Origin of the sequence: Photobacterium sp. GJ3 (genome assembly GCF_018199995.1) — a bacterium.
Taxonomy (GTDB): Bacteria; Pseudomonadota; Gammaproteobacteria; order Enterobacterales; family Vibrionaceae; genus Photobacterium.
Map to the genome: position 1 here is coordinate 541,175 of NZ_CP073578.1, position 15,911 is coordinate 557,085.

Here is a 15,911-nt window from a genome sequence, read left to right on the forward strand (position 1 = left end):
TTACCTGCGACCCTTGTGGTCTCAGAGTTTACTGCGAAGGTTTTTGAGCAGAATGGTTTCCAGATCATGCTTGGGCAGAGGCCGGAAAAAGTGGAAACCCTGAATATAGTCGCAGTTGAGATTCGAGAGCAGGGCTGCCTGCTGACGGGTTTCAACCCCTTCAGCGACCACACACATATTGAGGGCTTTACCCAGATTGATGATATTTTCAATCAGTGTCAGCTGCTTCGGTACCGTCTCAAGATCTTTGATGAAAGCCCGGTCGATTTTCAGTTCATCCAGCGGAAAACGTGCCAGATAAGACAGGGATGAATAGCCCGTTCCAAAGTCATCAATCGACAGGGCAAAGCCAAGCTTTTTGATGGCGTTGAGCATTTGAATCGTGTGTTCATTTTCCCCCATCATGGCGCTTTCGGTCAGCTCGAAGGTAATGTCATTCGGATTCACGCCCGTCGTCCGTTGCAGATCGGCCACGTACTGGATCAGGTTGGGATTGCCAAACTGCTGCGGCGACAGGTTAATTGCGACCCGTCCTAGCAGTAGTCCCTGTTGTTTCCAGCGCTTCACCGTCGTGAACACTTCCCGCATGACCACTTTGCCTAATTGCTCAATCAGGCCGGAACGTTCTGCAACCGGAATAAATTGTGCCGGACTGATATAGCCTTCAATGGGGTGCTTCCAGCGAACCAGCGCCTCGGCACCATGGATGGAAAAATCCCGGGCACTGACTTTGGGCTGATACCAGACCTCAAGCCCACGGTTCTGCAGGGCTTTCTGTAATTCGATTTCCAGCCAGAGACGCATTCTGGCTTCTTTGTTCATGGTCTCGTCGAAGGTCACCATCCGGTTGCGTCCCCGGTTTTTTGCTTCATACATCGCCGTATCGGCATGCTGGAGCAACATACGCGCGTCGCTGCCATTCCCCGGGTAATCCACCATGCCGATGGAGCAGGCGAGGTGCTTGCTGAAATGCAGCAGATCGAAGGGCTGATTCACCAGCGCAATGATTTTTTTGGAGACCTGCTCACCAATATCGGTATGTGCTGGCTCGGGCAGAAGGATACCGAATTCATCTCCGCCAAGGTGACCAATCACGGCATTTTCCGGCAGCAGTTGCCGCAACCGTTGTGATATTTCCTGCAGCACACGGTCACCGATATGATGACCCAGTGAATCATTGATATTTTTGAAGTTATCGATATCCAGATACAACATCGCCAATGGGATCTGACGTGTGATCATCTGCTCCAGACGGCGACTGAAGCCATGGCGGTTAAACAACCCGGTCAGGGGGTCGGTATGGATCAGTTGCTCGACTTGCTCCGGCTGGACCTGATGCGTCAGGGCTTGCCGCAAGACCACCAGACTGGCCGGAGACCCGACCACTTGCGTATCTTTGATAATGAGTGACAGGGCATGTTCTGTCTGGCACTGTGCGCTGGTCAGGCAATGGTAGGTTTTCCCATTGCTGAGGGCTGCCAGTTGCTCACCAAAAGGCCGGTGATTGCGGCTGTCAATTAAGAGTTGTCCGAGATCTTCGCCCATCAAAGCCTCGGCGGACGCAAATCCCAAAATCTGAGCGGCTGTTGCATTGGCTGAGAGAATCTGATTTTTTTCAATCAGCAGGCAGCCATCACTCACCAGGTGACTGAGCTGCTGGAAGTGCTCTTCCCGCTCTGCTAGCGCATGACTGAGTTGCAGGCGTTCGGAAGTGTCGATGGCATGCATCACGATGTGTGTGATCTCTGAGGCATCGTTACGCAGCGGTGACACACTGAAATGCAGGCTGGAGTGGTGGCGGTGTTCATTCAAAATGACTTCGCCTTCCATCGACTCACCGCGTAGCGCACGCTCATAATAAGGCTTCAACGTGTCATAGAATACTGCACCCAGAATATCGGTGTCACACCGCCCCACCAGTTCTTCGCGGCTCAGGCCGCTAAGCTGACAATAATGGGGGTTTACGGCAACATAACGGTGATCTTTATCCAGAATGGCAAAAAGAAACGGGCTGTTGCCAGTCAGTTGAAAAAACCAATTGTGAATAAGTTCAGTCGGCATGGAGCTATCGTTTGTGTTCGGGGTTCAGCAGACATCATGGCGATGTCTTCATCTGGATAAGTCGTATCCGTAATATAACGCTAGAAAAAGCCTGAATGTCAAAAATATCTGTATTTAGGCAATAATTTTGAGTGAAACAGCAAAAAATATGGATTTAATGACATTGGTTACAAAAATGAGACAAACCATAATATATAGGTTGCGCATTAAGGATATGTTTCTAAAGAATAAATATAACAAAAAGAATGCATCTCGTGTATTTGTTTCGTAGGTTTTTTGCCTTGTTTTCTAGGCATGGGTTGGCATATCAGGCCTCCAAACGAAGTGTAATAAAATGTTTAACTGCTGGAATTCTGAACGATATGCCAGACATGCTGTGCAATCGATGCCATCAGCTATAGCATCTGCGACTCAGTCTGCGTGGCGAAAGAAATCAGAAAAGTGGTTGTTATCCGTATAACCTGACCTCACAATAGACGCGGTACGTGGGGCTTCCACGGGGTCTGTCGATGGTCGGAACCATCAAACTGAGGAATGATATGCTGATACGAACTGAAGTGCCGTCGGATATTTTGCCGATCGATGCGTTGCTGAAAGCAACCTTTGAAACACAGGCGGAAGCGAATCTGGTCATGGCATTACGTGAAGAGGGTCAGAGAACATTATCCTTGGTTGCCTGTTCAGACGAGGGTGAGGTGATCGGCCATGCTTTTTTCAGCCCGGTGACCGTCGATGGTCAGGATGATGGCTGGCAGGGGTTGGCGCCTCTGGCGGTAAAATCTGACTGTCAGGGGCAGGGAATTGGTCAGGCGCTGATGCGCGAAGGTGCTGAAATCCTGGCGGAACTGGGATATCCCGTGGTCGTGGTGCTGGGAGATTCGGCATATTATGGCAAAGGTGGCTTTGTCACAGCAGCCAATCATGGTTTGCGATGTTCCTGGCCGGTGCCGGAAGAAGCGTTCATGGTGAGAGAGCTCATTCACGGAACATTGGATCAGCGGCAGGGGCTGGTGGAATACAGTGCCCAGTTTTCGGCGCTGTAATCGGCCGGATGTTTATACACATAACAGATACCAATCAACGATAAAGACAGATGCAACAACGAGATATTCAAATCCTGCAGGAAATGGGGCTGTCGGCATGGCAGATTCGAAAACCCGACTGTTTTCCTGCGCTGACGCAATCGGTCATTGATCTGCCGGCGCAGTGTCGGCTGCTGTTCGTCACAGCAGAAACACTGGACGAACATGATGCCTGGCTGTTCGGAAACATTTTGCGCAGCATGAAACTGACCCCGGAGCAGGCGTTGTCCTTACCACCGCATGCACTCAGTGAACTGGGGGAGCACCATCTGATCTGGTGCTGGTTTGCAGGATGTGATGGCGTCGCACCGAGCGATTGCCGGGTGCTGCATTCTGAATCTCTGCGGTTGATGCATGAAAAGCCCGCCAGCAAAAAAGCCTTATGGCAGCAGATTTGTGCATTCAATGATTGAGTGTATCCCGATGCAGGCGACACATCTGGATGACGTCTGGAACATCGAGCAATCGGCTCACCAGTATCCATGGACGGAAAACCAGATCCGCGAAACGCCGGGCCGGCTGGCATTGAATCTGACCTTGCTGGTCGATGGCTGCGTGGCTGGCTATTGTTTCGGACAATCTGTCGCTGGCGAGGCGAGTTTACTCAATATTGCTGTCGATCCGCAGCGGCAGGGGCAGGGACTGGGGCGACAGCTGCTGCGGGCGTTCATGGCCGCAGCCAAAACGGGAGGAGCGGAGGAAATCTGGCTCGAAGTACGGGCCAGCAATCAGAACGCCAACTATCTGTATCAGATCTGCGGGTTCGTACTGATCAGCCGTCGGGAAGGATATTACCGGGCGGGTGACCTTCAAACGGGCACCGAGCGGGAAGATGCCCTGATCATGAAGGCTGAACTTTAGTTCGCACGAGGTGCAGTGCTGTTTTCCGCGGGCTGACGATGTTCCGACAGTGAATCTGCCAGCGTAATGAAGGCACTCAGATAATCAATTTCCAGATCCGTTTCCCGGACCCCCAGATGAATGTGTTTCTGGATGCCTGTCTCTCCCAACCGTACCGCTTTGATCGATAATCTATCCCCATACTCCTTGGCCAGCCATTTCGGCAGGGCCGCAACGCCCCGACCGGCAGCGACCATTTGCAGCATAATGTCTGTAGTTTCAATCAGCTTATGTTTGCGCGGACTGCATTTGGCTGGCGTCAGAAAGCTGGTGTAAATATCCAGTCGGCTCTGTTCGACCGGGTAGGTGATCAGGATTTGATCCAGCAGCATCTCCGGCGCGATATAGTCGGCTTCAGCCAACGGGCTCTGTGCATCCACCACCAGTACCTGCTCATAGTCGAACACTGGAATATAACGGATGCCCGGCCGCAATAACGGATCTGGCGTCACCAGGACATCGATTTCATATCCGAACAGCGCGCCCAGGCCGCCAAACTGAAATTTCTGTTTTACATCGACATCCACATCCGGCCAGGCTTTGAGGTAAGGATTCACGACCTTGAGCAGCCACTGATAGCAGGGATGGCATTCCATGCCGATCCGCAGTGTTCCTCGCTGGCCTGTGGAAAACTGCTGCATCTGCGATTCTGCGTGCTCAAACTGGGGCAATACGCGTTCTGCCAGCCTGAGCAGATATTGTCCAGCCTGCGTAAAGTGGAGGCTGCGGCCAGACTTGGTCCAGACTGGCGTACCGAGCTGCTGTTCCAGCTTTTTCATGCTGTGACTGAGTGCTGACTGGCTCAGATAAAGACTGTCGGCTGCGGCAGTCAGTGAGCCTTGTCGGTGGACTTCGCGGAGAATGGCGAGATGGCTGCGCTCTATCATGGTGATCCTTAACTCATGAGTGCTTTTCATAGATTGATGAAATAATGCCATTTTTTTTCATCATCAGATAGCCATAAGATGTCTTCATCAACGACAGAGGACGTATAGATGGCTAAAATTCATAACCTGGGTTTCCCGCGTATCGGCGCAAATCGTGAACTGAAATTCGCTCTGGAACAGTATTGGAAAGGTGACACGTTACAGCATGAACTCACCGAGCGGGCTGCCGCCCTGCGTCAGAAGCACTGGCAGCATCAGTCTGCGCTGGATCTGACCCCGGTCGGTGATTTTTCTTTCTATGATCAGGTGCTGGACACCAGTTTTACGCTGGGTAATCTTCCGGCCCGTGTAGCAGGGCTGGATGGGGACGAGCTGGATAACTATTTTCGTGTGGCACGGGGCCGTTCTGCCAACGACAGCGGCTGCAGCTGTGTGCATGCCGGCGAAATGACCAAGTGGTTCGACACCAACTACCACTACATTGTGCCTGAGTTCACCGCAGAGACGACGTTTGAACTCAATCCTGAGCGTCTGCTGACACAGCTGGCTGAAGCACAGGCGCAGGGTGTGGCTGCAAAACCGGTGTTGGTGGGGCCTGTGACTTATCTCTGGCTCGGTAAAGAAAAAGACCACTCAAACAAATTGGAATTGCTGGAAAAACTGTTGCCAGTTTACAGTCAGTTACTGGCATTGCTGGCAGAAAAAGGAGTGGAATGGGTTCAGATTGATGAGCCGATCCTGGTCACTGAACTGTCCTCGGAATGGCAGCAGGCACTGAACAAAGCCTATCAATTTTTGAATCAGGGGCAGGTGAAACTGCTGCTGGCCACCTATTTTGGGGAACTGAAAGAAAACCGATCCCTGGCTGTGAATCTGCAGGTTCAGGGACTGCATGTTGATGCCGTTCGTGGCCGCAACGAAGTCGAGGCCGTGATTCAGGCACTGCCTGCAGACAAGGTGTTGTCGCTGGGAGTGATTAACGGCCGGAATATCTGGAAAACCGACCTGAATGGCGTACTGAGCTGGCTGGAGCCGATTGCCCGGGATCTGGGCGAACGGCTGTGGGTCGCACCCTCGTGTTCATTGCTGCATGTGCCGGTTGATCTGAACAGTGAACAGCAGCTGGATGCGGAAATTAAATCCTGGCTGGCCTTTGCCCTGCAGAAACTGGACGAACTGGCTGTTTTGGCCAAAGCCCTGAATCAGGGGCGTGAGACTGTGGCTCAGGCGCTGGCAGAAAACCAGCAGGCGATAGACAGCCGCCGCCAGTCAACCCGCGTGAATCATCCGGCGGTTCAGGCCGCGGTGGCTGCGATAACACCAGCACTTGGGGAACGTCAGCATCCGTATGCATATCGGATTGCCAAGCAAACTGCGCATCTCAATCTGCCAGCTTTCCCGACCACGACCATCGGCTCATTCCCACAGACGGCGGAAATCCGTCAGGCCCGCCTGAAATTCAAAAGAGGCGAATTGGATCAGGCGACTTATGTTGCGCAGATGCAGGAAGAAATCGCCCGTGCCGTGCGCGAGCAGGAAGCGCTGGGGCTGGATGTGCTGGTACACGGCGAGGCCGAACGGAACGATATGGTCGAGTATTTTGGTGAGCAGCTTGATGGCTATGCCTTCAGCCAGTTTGGCTGGGTTCAGTCTTATGGTTCCCGTTGTGTGAAGCCGCCGATTCTCTATGGGGATATCAGCCGTCCGAAAGCCATGACTGTCGCCTGGACCCAGTACGCGCAGTCGCTGACTGAAAAACCGATGAAAGGCATGCTGACCGGGCCGGTGACGATTCTGAACTGGTCTTTTGTGCGTGACGATCAGCCGCGTGCGGTGTCTTGCTACCAGCTGGCACTGGCGATCCGGGAAGAGGTACTGGATTTGGAAAAAGCCGGGGTGAAAGTCATTCAGATCGATGAAGCCGCTTTGCGTGAAGGCTTGCCTCTGCGCCAGTCTGAGTGGCAGGACTACCTGAACTGGGCCGTGACATCTTTTCGGATCACCGCCAATGGTGTCGCGGATGAAACACAGATCCATACCCACATGTGTTATTCCGAGTTCAACGATATCATCGCATCGATTGCACAGATGGATGCAGATGTGATCACCATCGAGACCTCGCGCTCAGATATGGAATTGCTCGATGCCTTTGATAACTTCAAGTATCCGAATGAGATTGGGCCGGGCGTGTACGATATTCACTCCCCCAATATTCCGAGCGAAGCGCAGATGGTCAAACTGATGCAGCTGGCTGCAGAGCGGATTCCGGCTGAGCGCCTGTGGGTGAACCCGGACTGCGGTCTGAAAACCCGCCAGTGGGCTGAAGTGCTGCCCGCACTGCAAAACATGGTTGCAGCGGCAAAAACACTGCGCGGCCACGCTTAATACAGCGATACATATTGAGGGTGTTGATTCCGGGGCTGCGCCGACAAGGGCAGCCTTTGGGTGATTGCATCATGGCGCATGGCGGCCCAAGGTGCGGAGAAAGAAAAGGAAGATGAAACGACGCTATTTTGAATATTTACCCGTCAGGTTTGCATCAGGGTATTTTGATTTGATTCAATAATTTTTAATATCCAACTTAACTATAGTTTTATTTATCATAATTGATGAAGTGTCATTTAATTTGCGTGGCCTCAAAAAAATGCTTTTGACTTTTTTACACCTCAGCGAACGCTGTTAAGCTTTGAGTTCATGTCTGGTGAATGTCTGTTTCCGGACAAATTCTGATCTGCTGTTTCATTCGGGTTGAACCCCGCTTACTGTCAAGCGTTGGGGTGTCATTCTGTTGTTGACGACGTACCGCAAAATCAAATCGCTGAGGGTGAGTAACCTTTCAAATCAGGGAGAGAATGGTGAACGTCAAAAGCTTACTCTGTGGGCCGGCGGAAAAATATGATGTTGTCAGCCGAGCGATAATGACCGGGGCGAGTGTTGCCCATTTTGATTTGGAGGACTCCGTGCCTCTGAGCAGGAAATCGGCGACGCGCGCTGCTATTCTGAAGCAACTCAAACATCCCATTCCCATCCCGACAGCCGTTCGGATCAATGCCTTGAATACTCAATTGGGCCTTGAAGATATCCTTGGGTTTATTCATCAGAACGTTGCCCCGGATATTATGATTGTGCCCAAAGTTGAATCGCCGGAAACGGCAAGAATTGCAGGTGATATTTTAAAAGAACATTTTCCGGAAACGCGTATATTTTGTGTGATTGAAAGTATTAAAGCGCTGAAAAGTCTCGACAGAATCATTCTTGAACCTGATTTTATTCAGGGCATGATTTTTGGCGCTGCTGATTTTTCCGGTGATATGGGTAAAGTTCCGAGTGCCCTCGATCTGACCTATGCCAAAACACAGATTGCTTTGGCGGCGAATCAAATCAATGCGGTGGCCATTGATTCTCCCTGTTTTCAAATTCATGACGTCTTACGCCTGGAAACGGAATGCCTGCAGGCCAGAGCGCTTGGATTTCACGGCAAAATTGCGATTCATCCCGGACAAGTCTCAAGGATTAATCAGGCATTTGCGCCGACCGAGCATGAATATACCTTTTCGAAAAATATCCTCGACACACTGACGGGACCGGATGAGCGCGAAGCATCCAGTATTCGCACTGTGGGCGAAAACATGATCGGGCCCCCTTTTATACGTATTGCAGAAAAGATTGTGAAATCAATGGAGTGAATCGCATGAAAGCCAAAATGCTCAGCCGATTGCAGCCTGTCGGGGAACAACGATATGTCGAGTCCCACGGGCTTTATTATGATGACTTTGAAATTGGCGATATTTACGAGCATCGTCCAGGCAGAACTGTTACGGAAGTCGACAATATCTGGCAATCGCTCATCAATATGAACACCCATCCGCTTCACATTGATGCGGTCTATGCGTCTGAAACTGAATTTGAAAGGCCGCTGGTCTCGAGCCTGGTGACCTTCTCGATTATTGGCGGGCTGAGTCTGGCCAGTACCAGCGCCAGAGCCATTGCGAATCTGGGCTGGAAAAATGTGGCACTGAAAGCGCCGGTATTTGTGGGAGATACCCTGTATGCGGAATCCAGAATCCTGCATAAGCGCTTGTCGAACTCTCGCCCGAATCAGGGCATCGTCACCGTCGAAACCAAGGGGCTGAAAGACAGCGGGGAAGTCGTTTTGATCTGGGAGCGCAGCTTTCTGGTGCCAGTGGATCCGGAATTGCAGGCTCTGCGATGAAAATTTTCCGGGCCAGTGACATCCACCGACTGATTCAGCAGACCGATCTGATTGCATTCCTCACACAGCAGCTGGCTCAGAAACCGGAGGGCATCACGGTGCCACAGCGGACACTGATGATTGATCCGTCTCCTTTCTCTGTTTTTGGCACCATGCCAGCGAAAGATGATATTGCCGGTCTCTTCATGGTGAAGAATGCGGCGTTGGTGAGCAGCAACCGTGGTGCGGCCATTCATGCCATGACTCAGGTGTTTCATACACGCACGGGTGAGCCGATGGCCATCATGGATGGTGCCGCGATGACGGGCTACCGGACTGCCGGAGTTGCGGCTGCAATCATGCTGCATTGTACCGATGAAGCGGCAGACAGTCTGGCAGTGCTGGGTGCAGGCGTTCAGGCCAGACATCACCTGATGGCTGTGTTTGCGGTGAGGCGTATCCGGGAAGTCAGCTTGTGCTCAAGAGGACAGGAAAAATTGCGGGCATTGAAGCACTGGATAGAGCACACCTATCCCGAAGTCCGCGTCCGTCTGGCGGATTCAGCGGCAGAGTGCGTTGCCGGGAAGTCATTGGTGATTGCCGCCACCACCAGCCAGGAGCCTTTGTTCTCTATGGACGGGCTGGCTGCCGAAGCACATGTCAGCCTGATTGGTGGCCATTCTCTGGAAAGCCGGGAACTGAGTCATGCCGATATGTTCCGGTATCGGGTGATCACCGAAGACCGGGCGTTTGCGATGGCAGAAGCTGGGCATTGTCATGCCGCCTGTCTGGAGCCTCATGAGCTGTTTCAGCTGGATCGCTCGGTACTGGCAGCTCAAAAGACAATTTTCAGCTCGGTGGGTACCGCCCTGATGGATCTTTATTTCGTCCGGTTTTTACTGGATATCAGCAAGAACGAATCGCTTTCACAACTCTCATTAACGGACTGAGGCCGTGAATCATGAATCAATATGCAAACCTGAAAAAGATGATTGAACTCGCTGAAGAGGCATGGAGCGCTGCATCCTCCAATGGATTAACCCATATCCGAACCCGATATACCGAGGGAAGCCAGCTGGTGACGGAAACGGGACATGAGTTTATCAATATGTGCTCCTGTTCTTATCTGGGACTGGACAAGCACCCCGATATTATTCAGGGCGCCATTGATGCATTAACCAAGGAAAAGGTGATGATCTTACCGACGTCCAGAACCCGGATTGGTTTGTCATTGCTGGATGAAACTGAAACCGATCTGAGCCGGCTTTTTCAGGCTGAGGCGATTGTGACCCTCTCCTGTGCTGCTGCGTCCAGCGGAATGTTACCTTTAATTGCATCGGGTGCCCTGAGTCAGCAGGAAAAGCCTCTGATGATTTTTGACCGCTATGCTCACTTTTCCATGAATCATCTGAAGTCCGGTTGCGGCGATGAAACGGATATCCTGACTTGTCCCCATAATGATCTGGCCTGGATTGAAACTGAACTGAAGAAAGCGAATGGCCGCCCGGTATTCTATATTGCGGACGGCGCTTACAGTATGGGGGGCTATACACCGATTGAAGCGCTCAAAGCGCTGCAGGAAAAATATGGCCTGTATCTGTATTTTGATGATTCCCATTCCATCAGTATGTACGGCAATCAAGGTGTGGGATTTGTCCGCTCCAGCTATGACACGCTGCATCCGCGTACCATCATTGTGGCTTCGTTAGGCAAAGCTTTTGGAGCGACCGGCGGGTTGGTGTTGCTGGGGGATCCGAAAATGCGCCGGGCCATCGAGATTTATGGCGGCCCGCTGGGATGGTCGCAAACAGCCAATGTCCCTGCGTTGGGCGCGATCAGAGCGTCAGTCCGGATTCATGAGTCGGATGAACTGGTCACCTTACAACGTCAACTTGCCGGGATCATGAATACGTTTGACGAGCTGATCCCGACCGAAAATGCCTTGAACAATCTGCCCATTCGCGTGGTGGATCTCAACGACGCGGAACGCGCAATTGAAGCGTCCGCGGAAATCTACCGGCGGGGATTTTATACCTCGGCGGTGTTCTTTCCGATTGTCGCCAGAGGGCGTGCCGGGTTGCGGGTGATGGGGCGTGCCGATCTGGCCCATGAAGATATTGCAGCATTTTGTCGGGCGGTGGCTGATTTTCAGTAGCGCCGAGAGCAGGGGCGACAACGGATCACGGTCTGCCCCTGCGCCCGGATTCAGCGGATGTGCGTCTCGAGCCCTGCCAGCCGGTGCCAGTAGCCGTTACACTGCAGACGATCCGGCAAGGCAAGCTGCGGGGATTGCCGTTCAGCCGCTTTGAACACCTTCAGCGTGTCCAGAGTTTCAGGGCCAAGCGGGCTGAGACGCACCACATCCACCAGCCCCTGCATGCCGGATAAGTCATTGATCAGGTTATAGCAGTAGCCGGATTGCGTCTGAATGCCGTTCAGGGTGAACAGGCGTTGTCCCTCCTGACTGTGGGCGGCCAATCCGTCCGGATACCGGATACAGCAGGTCTCACATTCATCTTTGCCCCGGCCTTCCGCCCGGGCGGTGAAACACCGGGCTGAATAGGCCAGCGGCAGATAACCATAACTGAAGACTTCGGTTTCAAACTGGTGGCGGATCTTCAGCGCCTCACAATCCTGAAGCAGGGCTTGAAGCCATGCCCGTGAAAGCTCGACCGGCATGCACCAGCGGATCATTCCGAGCTTCAGAAAGTGTTGCAGGGTCTGCGCGTTGTAGCCGTTGATCGCCGGACCCACCACAAACGGCACTTTGTGCTGGTGTGCGAGATGAATGGCGGCGACATCGTTCGCCTCGATGGTGAACGCACCGTTGTTGATATAGTCTTTCAGGACACGGACTTCGCTGGGTGCTTCGAGCAATGCCTGAGTCGAAAGCACCACTTCTTTACCGTGGTCGGCCAGAGCCCGGGCGAGATCCAGCCAGTCTTTGACTTTCATCTCCCGTCGCTTGGCACAGACGGTTTCTCCCAGATACACCACATCGGCATCGCTGTGACAGGCTTGCTCATAAAATTGTGAAACGTCTGCTTTGGGCCAGAAATACAGCAAAGGTCCAAGGGAATACTTCATGATGTGCTCCTTTACTGCCACTGGCGCTGATAAGCACCTAAGGTTGTTTGTGCCCCTTCGGATAAACGGCTCAGCGTCTGATCCCAGTCGGCTTTCACCTGATAAGCCGCCGGTTGTGCCTGATAGCTGTCGATGGCCTGACGCCAGACGCGGGTGACATCCGCCACGTAAGCCTGACTGCGCTGGCGGCCTTCAATCTTGACGGAGGCTATCCCGGCCGCAAAGAGTTCCGGTAACAGACTTAAGGTATTGAGGCTGGTGGGGGATTCCAGCACATGGTTTGGCTGCGATTGGGCGGTGCCCGGGGTTTCAAACCGCCCTTTGCACAGGGTCGGATAGCCGGCTTTTTCACTGGGCTGATAACGGTCGATCAGGATCCCGTTCAGGCGCGATTCTAACCCTTGCGAGGTTTCCTGCCAGCGGACGTATTTTGCGGGCGAGCAGGCGCCCGCCGTATTCGGCGACTCCCCGGTCAGGTAGGACGACAGATAGCAGCGACCCTCGGCCATAATGCACAGGCTGCCGAAGGCAAAGACTTCGAGCTCGACGTCGGTGTTGCGGGCCAGTTGTTTCACCTGATGAATGGACAGGACGCGCGGCAGGACAACGCGTTTCACGTTGAAGTGCTCGCGGTAAAACGCAATGGCTTCGGTGTTGGTGGCGGACGCCTGCACCGACAGATGCAGCTCGAGTTCTGGATAGCGCCGGGATGCGTAAGCCAGCACAGCCATGTCGGCGACAATCAGTGCATCCACGCCCAAAGCGGCTGCTTTATCAACCGCCTGCTGCCAGCGGGTGAAACCGTCCGGATGGGCAAAGGTATTGAGCGCGACATGGATTTTACGATCATGTGTGCGCACATAGTCGACCGCCTGCTCCAGTCGCTTTCCTTCGAAGTTTAAGCCTGCAAAATGCCGGGCATTGGTGTCGTCTTTGAAGCCGATGTAAACCGCATCGGCACCCTGATCAATGGCCGTTTTCAGGGCGGGCAGATTTCCTGCCGGGCAGAGCAACTCCATGGTGGTGGTTCCTGAGTGAGGGGCAAAAGAATGCCTCACAGCTTAATGGTCTGATGAAAACCGATATTGATATGACTCATTTTTTCCTGAATTGACAGCCGTTCGTCGTAACCTGCGGTCAAGAGTGCCCTGTTCTTTGATTTATCGCAGGAAAGGGAGCGCGCTGTTGGCCTAGGATGGCCGCCGACTGAATTGATCACGAGGAGAATCTGGTGACCCTGAACCCATTGAACCTGATGTACCGGATCGCGCCCCGGCTGCTGAGCCTGCACTGCCGGGTGGCACCATTCGCACTTCATCAAACTTGCCTGGAGCCGGTTTTGCGGCGGATATTTGCAGACGCACTGGCCGCAGGAGAGCTCGATTTCCTGACCGGCAGAACGGTCACGCTGTCGATACCGGATATTCAGTGGCAGTTTACCCTGACGTTGCGTGACGAACAGCTGTGTATGCTGCCTGTAGTGGCCGAGCCGGATGCCGTGATGCGGGCCGACAGTACCGATTTGCTGCAAATTGCCGCCCGGCAAGTGGACCCGGATACGCTGTTCTTCCAGCGTCGGTTGTTTATGGAAGGCGATACCGAACTGGGACTGGCCGTGAAGAACCTGATCGACAGCCTGGAAGCGGAAACGCTGCCCAAACCTATGCTGCGTGCACTGGAAATCGCAGCCAGCGGCATGAGCCAGCCCGGTTAATCTCCGGTCGGATATTGATCTCTGCAACTCCGGCGGCAGGCTCTGGTGCGGACTTCCCGCCGGAGTGGTGTTCCTTCACCCGCAGCGCGTTTCAGCGGAAAGACAGAGTGACTGTTTCTTTGCGTCTTCTTTGCGTATAATTCGGCCATCTTAATCTCCGGGTATCCTGTCAGGGCCTGGAATTCAGTCATCCCATCGCCGTGATGGCACAGAAGCGCACAGAGGCCAGGATGTAACCACAGGTTAATCAGCCAACCCGGCTAGTACCGGGCACACTCAACGGATATACCGGGTGCGAACACATGAATGTCGCGTCTGGGCTGACTTAATTCGATAACTGGATCTTCACTGATTATGTCTTTTTTAACTGAAGTGGGTAAACGCCGTACGTTTGCCATCATTTCTCACCCGGATGCGGGTAAAACAACCATTACTGAAAAAGTCCTGCTGTTCGGAAACGCGCTACAGCGCGCCGGTACGGTGAAAGGCCGTGGCTCCAACCAGCATGCCAAGTCAGACTGGATGGAGATGGAAAAAGAGCGGGGCATCTCGGTGACCACCTCTGTGATGCAGTTTCCTTACAACGATTGTCTGGTCAATCTGCTGGATACACCGGGACACGAAGATTTCTCGGAAGATACGTACCGGACCCTGACGGCGGTTGACTCCTGCCTGATGGTTATCGATGCCGCGAAAGGTGTTGAGGACCGGACCCGGAAACTGATGGAAGTCACTCGTCTGCGTGACACGCCAATCGTGACGTTCATGAACAAACTGGACCGCGACATCCGTGATCCGATGGAACTGATGGATGAAGTGGAAAGCGAGCTGAACATTGCCTGTGCACCTGTCAGCTGGCCGATTGGCTGTGGTAAAGAGTTCAAAGGTGTTTACCACATTCACCGCGATGAAACGATTCTGTATGCAACCGGCCAGGGCCACACTATTCAGGATGTGCGTATCGTGAAAGGTCTGGACAATCCGGAGCTGGATGACGCTGTGGGTGCAGATCTGGCAGAACAGCTGCGTGAGGAACTGGAGCTGGTGCTGGGTGCCTCACACGAGTTTGATCGTGACCTGTTTCTGAAAGGCGAGCTGACCCCGGTTTTCTTCGGGACGGCACTGGGTAACTTTGGTGTTGACCACATGCTGGACGGCCTGACTGAGTGGGCGCCTGCGCCGATGCCACGTCAGGCAAACGAGCGTGATGTCGCAGCGACGGAGGAGAAGTTCTCTGGTTTCGTGTTCAAGATTCAGGCGAACATGGACCCGAAACACCGGGACCGGATTGCCTTCATGCGGATCGTATCGGGAACCTACACGCAGGGCATGAAAATGAACCACGTACGGACCGGCAAGAACGTCAGCATTTCGGATGCCGTGACTTTCATGGCGGGCGACCGTGCCCGTGCTGAAAATGCGTATGCAGGCGACATCATTGGTTTGCACAACCACGGTACGATTCAGATCGGTGATACTTTCACTCAGGGTGAAAACCTGAAGTTTGCCGGTATCCCGAACTTCGCCCCGGAACTGTTCCGCCGTATCCGCCTGAAAGATCCTCTGAAACAGAAGCAGTTGCTGAAAGGTCTGGTGCAGTTGTCGGAAGAAGGTGCGGTGCAGGTGTTCCGTCCGTTGCAGAACAACGATCTGATCGTCGGCGCGGTCGGTGTGCTTCAGTTCGACGTGGTGGTTGCCCGTCTGAAATCTGAGTACAACGTCGAAGCCATCTATGAAAGCGTGAATGTTGCCACGGCCCGCTGGGTTGAGTGTGACGATGCGAAGAAACTGGATGAGTTCCGCCGTAAGAGCGAAGTGAACCTGGCGCTGGACGGTGGGGATAACCTCACTTATATCGCGCCGACCATGGTGAACCTCAATCTGGCCAAAGAACGTTTCCCGGAAATTGATTTCCGCGCGACCCGCGAGCACTAATCTCAGACGGCCGATTTAGCATGAAAGCCCCTGAATGCAGGGGCTTTTTTGTG

At 53.3% G+C, this 15,911-nt stretch carries 14 protein-coding genes; 10 read left to right on the forward strand and 4 right to left on the reverse strand.

Annotated features, from left to right (window positions below):
• Nucleotides 1–21: 21 nt before the first annotated feature.
• Nucleotides 22–2,061, reverse strand: a complete 2,040-nt coding sequence (locus KDD30_RS02480) for a bifunctional diguanylate cyclase/phosphodiesterase (protein WP_211647236.1) — start codon at nucleotides 2,059–2,061, stop codon at nucleotides 22–24.
• Between the two features lie 539 nt (nucleotides 2,062–2,600).
• Here KDD30_RS02480 and KDD30_RS02485 point away from each other — a divergent pair.
• The 3 genes from KDD30_RS02485 to rimI are packed head-to-tail and all read left to right on the forward strand — an operon-like array spanning nucleotide 2,601 to nucleotide 4,004.
• Nucleotides 2,601–3,104 (forward strand): GNAT family N-acetyltransferase, encoded by a 504-nt coding sequence (locus KDD30_RS02485; RefSeq protein WP_211647237.1) that lies wholly within the window; start codon nucleotides 2,601–2,603, stop codon nucleotides 3,102–3,104.
• A 50-nt stretch (nucleotides 3,105–3,154) separates the two neighbouring features.
• The gene (locus tag KDD30_RS02490; protein WP_211647238.1) at nucleotides 3,155–3,556 is read left to right on the forward strand and encodes a DNA polymerase III subunit psi; all 402 of its coding nucleotides are present in this window, start codon (nucleotides 3,155–3,157) and stop codon (nucleotides 3,554–3,556) included.
• Nucleotides 3,549–4,004 carry a ribosomal protein S18-alanine N-acetyltransferase gene (gene rimI, locus KDD30_RS02495; RefSeq protein ID WP_211647239.1) on the forward strand — a complete coding sequence of 152 codons (456 nt, stop codon included), beginning with the start codon at nucleotides 3,549–3,551 and terminating at the stop codon, nucleotides 4,002–4,004. The genes KDD30_RS02490 and rimI overlap by 8 nt, the downstream gene beginning before the upstream one ends.
• On the opposite strand, the gene KDD30_RS02500 is transcribed toward rimI, so the two are convergent.
• Nucleotides 4,001–4,930, reverse strand: a complete 930-nt coding sequence (locus KDD30_RS02500; protein WP_211647240.1) for a LysR family transcriptional regulator — start codon at nucleotides 4,928–4,930, stop codon at nucleotides 4,001–4,003. The genes rimI and KDD30_RS02500 overlap by 4 nt on opposite strands.
• Before the next feature lie 108 nt (nucleotides 4,931–5,038).
• Here KDD30_RS02500 and metE point away from each other — a divergent pair, with 108 nt between their 5' ends.
• The 5 genes from metE to KDD30_RS02525 all read left to right on the forward strand — a co-directional run bounded on the left by metE (nucleotide 5,039) and on the right by KDD30_RS02525 (nucleotide 11,277).
• Entirely contained in the window at nucleotides 5,039–7,315 is a 2,277-nt protein-coding gene (gene metE, locus KDD30_RS02505; protein ID WP_211647241.1) for a 5-methyltetrahydropteroyltriglutamate--homocysteine S-methyltransferase, read from the forward strand.
• 467 nt (nucleotides 7,316–7,782) lie between these two features.
• Nucleotides 7,783–8,616, forward strand: a complete 834-nt coding sequence (locus KDD30_RS02510) for a CoA ester lyase (RefSeq protein WP_211647242.1) — start codon at nucleotides 7,783–7,785, stop codon at nucleotides 8,614–8,616.
• A 5-nt stretch (nucleotides 8,617–8,621) separates the two neighbouring features.
• Nucleotides 8,622–9,143: a MaoC family dehydratase gene (locus tag KDD30_RS02515; RefSeq protein ID WP_211647243.1), complete on the forward strand. Its 522-nt coding sequence runs from the start codon at nucleotides 8,622–8,624 to the stop codon at nucleotides 9,141–9,143.
• Nucleotides 9,140–10,072: an ornithine cyclodeaminase family protein gene (locus KDD30_RS02520; RefSeq protein ID WP_211647244.1), complete on the forward strand. Its 933-nt coding sequence runs from the start codon at nucleotides 9,140–9,142 to the stop codon at nucleotides 10,070–10,072. Before KDD30_RS02515 ends, KDD30_RS02520 begins: the two co-directional genes overlap by 4 nt.
• A gap of 11 nt (nucleotides 10,073–10,083) precedes the next feature.
• Nucleotides 10,084–11,277, forward strand: a complete 1,194-nt coding sequence (locus tag KDD30_RS02525) for an aminotransferase class I/II-fold pyridoxal phosphate-dependent enzyme (RefSeq protein ID WP_211647245.1) — start codon at nucleotides 10,084–10,086, stop codon at nucleotides 11,275–11,277.
• A 50-nt stretch (nucleotides 11,278–11,327) separates the two neighbouring features.
• Here KDD30_RS02525 and KDD30_RS02530 read toward each other — a convergent pair whose 3' ends face one another.
• Both KDD30_RS02530 and KDD30_RS02535 read right to left on the reverse strand, forming a co-directional pair.
• Nucleotides 11,328–12,209 (reverse strand): U32 family peptidase, encoded by an 882-nt coding sequence (locus KDD30_RS02530; RefSeq protein WP_211647246.1) that lies wholly within the window; start codon nucleotides 12,207–12,209, stop codon nucleotides 11,328–11,330.
• An 11-nt stretch (nucleotides 12,210–12,220) separates the two neighbouring features.
• Nucleotides 12,221–13,228 carry a peptidase U32 family protein gene (locus KDD30_RS02535; protein ID WP_211647247.1) on the reverse strand — a complete coding sequence of 336 codons (1,008 nt, stop codon included), beginning with the start codon at nucleotides 13,226–13,228 and terminating at the stop codon, nucleotides 12,221–12,223.
• A gap of 212 nt (nucleotides 13,229–13,440) precedes the next feature.
• Here KDD30_RS02535 and KDD30_RS02540 point away from each other — a divergent pair, with 212 nt between their 5' ends.
• Entirely contained in the window at nucleotides 13,441–13,923 is a 483-nt protein-coding gene (locus KDD30_RS02540; protein ID WP_211647248.1) for an SCP2 domain-containing protein, read from the forward strand.
• A 354-nt stretch (nucleotides 13,924–14,277) separates the two neighbouring features.
• On the forward strand, nucleotides 14,278–15,858 hold the full coding sequence (prfC, locus tag KDD30_RS02545; RefSeq protein ID WP_211647249.1) for a peptide chain release factor 3: 1,581 nt from the start codon (nucleotides 14,278–14,280) through the stop codon (nucleotides 15,856–15,858).
• The last annotated feature ends 53 nt before the right edge of the window (nucleotides 15,859–15,911 follow it).

What these genes read in the sequence shown, in the direction of transcription:
- KDD30_RS02525 (WP_211647245.1), top strand. Translation starts at nt 10,084, where the DNA reads ATGAATCAATATGCAAACCTGAAAAAGATGATTGAACTCGCTGAAGAG.
- prfC (WP_211647249.1), top strand. Translation starts at nt 14,278, where the DNA reads ATGTCTTTTTTAACTGAAGTGGGTAAACGCCGTACGTTTGCCATCATT.
- KDD30_RS02515 (WP_211647243.1), top strand. Translation starts at nt 8,622, where the DNA reads ATGAAAGCCAAAATGCTCAGCCGATTGCAGCCTGTCGGGGAACAACGA.
- KDD30_RS02535 (WP_211647247.1), bottom strand. Translation starts at nt 13,228, where the DNA reads ATGGAGTTGCTCTGCCCGGCAGGAAATCTGCCCGCCCTGAAAACGGCC.
- rimI (WP_211647239.1), top strand. Translation starts at nt 3,549, where the DNA reads ATGATTGAGTGTATCCCGATGCAGGCGACACATCTGGATGACGTCTGG.
- KDD30_RS02510 (WP_211647242.1), top strand. Translation starts at nt 7,783, where the DNA reads ATGGTGAACGTCAAAAGCTTACTCTGTGGGCCGGCGGAAAAATATGAT.
- KDD30_RS02480 (WP_211647236.1), bottom strand. Translation starts at nt 2,061, where the DNA reads ATGCCGACTGAACTTATTCACAATTGGTTTTTTCAACTGACTGGCAAC.
- KDD30_RS02490 (WP_211647238.1), top strand. Translation starts at nt 3,155, where the DNA reads ATGCAACAACGAGATATTCAAATCCTGCAGGAAATGGGGCTGTCGGCA.
- KDD30_RS02530 (WP_211647246.1), bottom strand. Translation starts at nt 12,209, where the DNA reads ATGAAGTATTCCCTTGGACCTTTGCTGTATTTCTGGCCCAAAGCAGAC.
- metE (WP_211647241.1), top strand. Translation starts at nt 5,039, where the DNA reads ATGGCTAAAATTCATAACCTGGGTTTCCCGCGTATCGGCGCAAATCGT.
- KDD30_RS02500 (WP_211647240.1), bottom strand. Translation starts at nt 4,930, where the DNA reads ATGATAGAGCGCAGCCATCTCGCCATTCTCCGCGAAGTCCACCGACAA.
- KDD30_RS02485 (WP_211647237.1), top strand. Translation starts at nt 2,601, where the DNA reads ATGCTGATACGAACTGAAGTGCCGTCGGATATTTTGCCGATCGATGCG.
- KDD30_RS02520 (WP_211647244.1), top strand. Translation starts at nt 9,140, where the DNA reads ATGAAAATTTTCCGGGCCAGTGACATCCACCGACTGATTCAGCAGACC.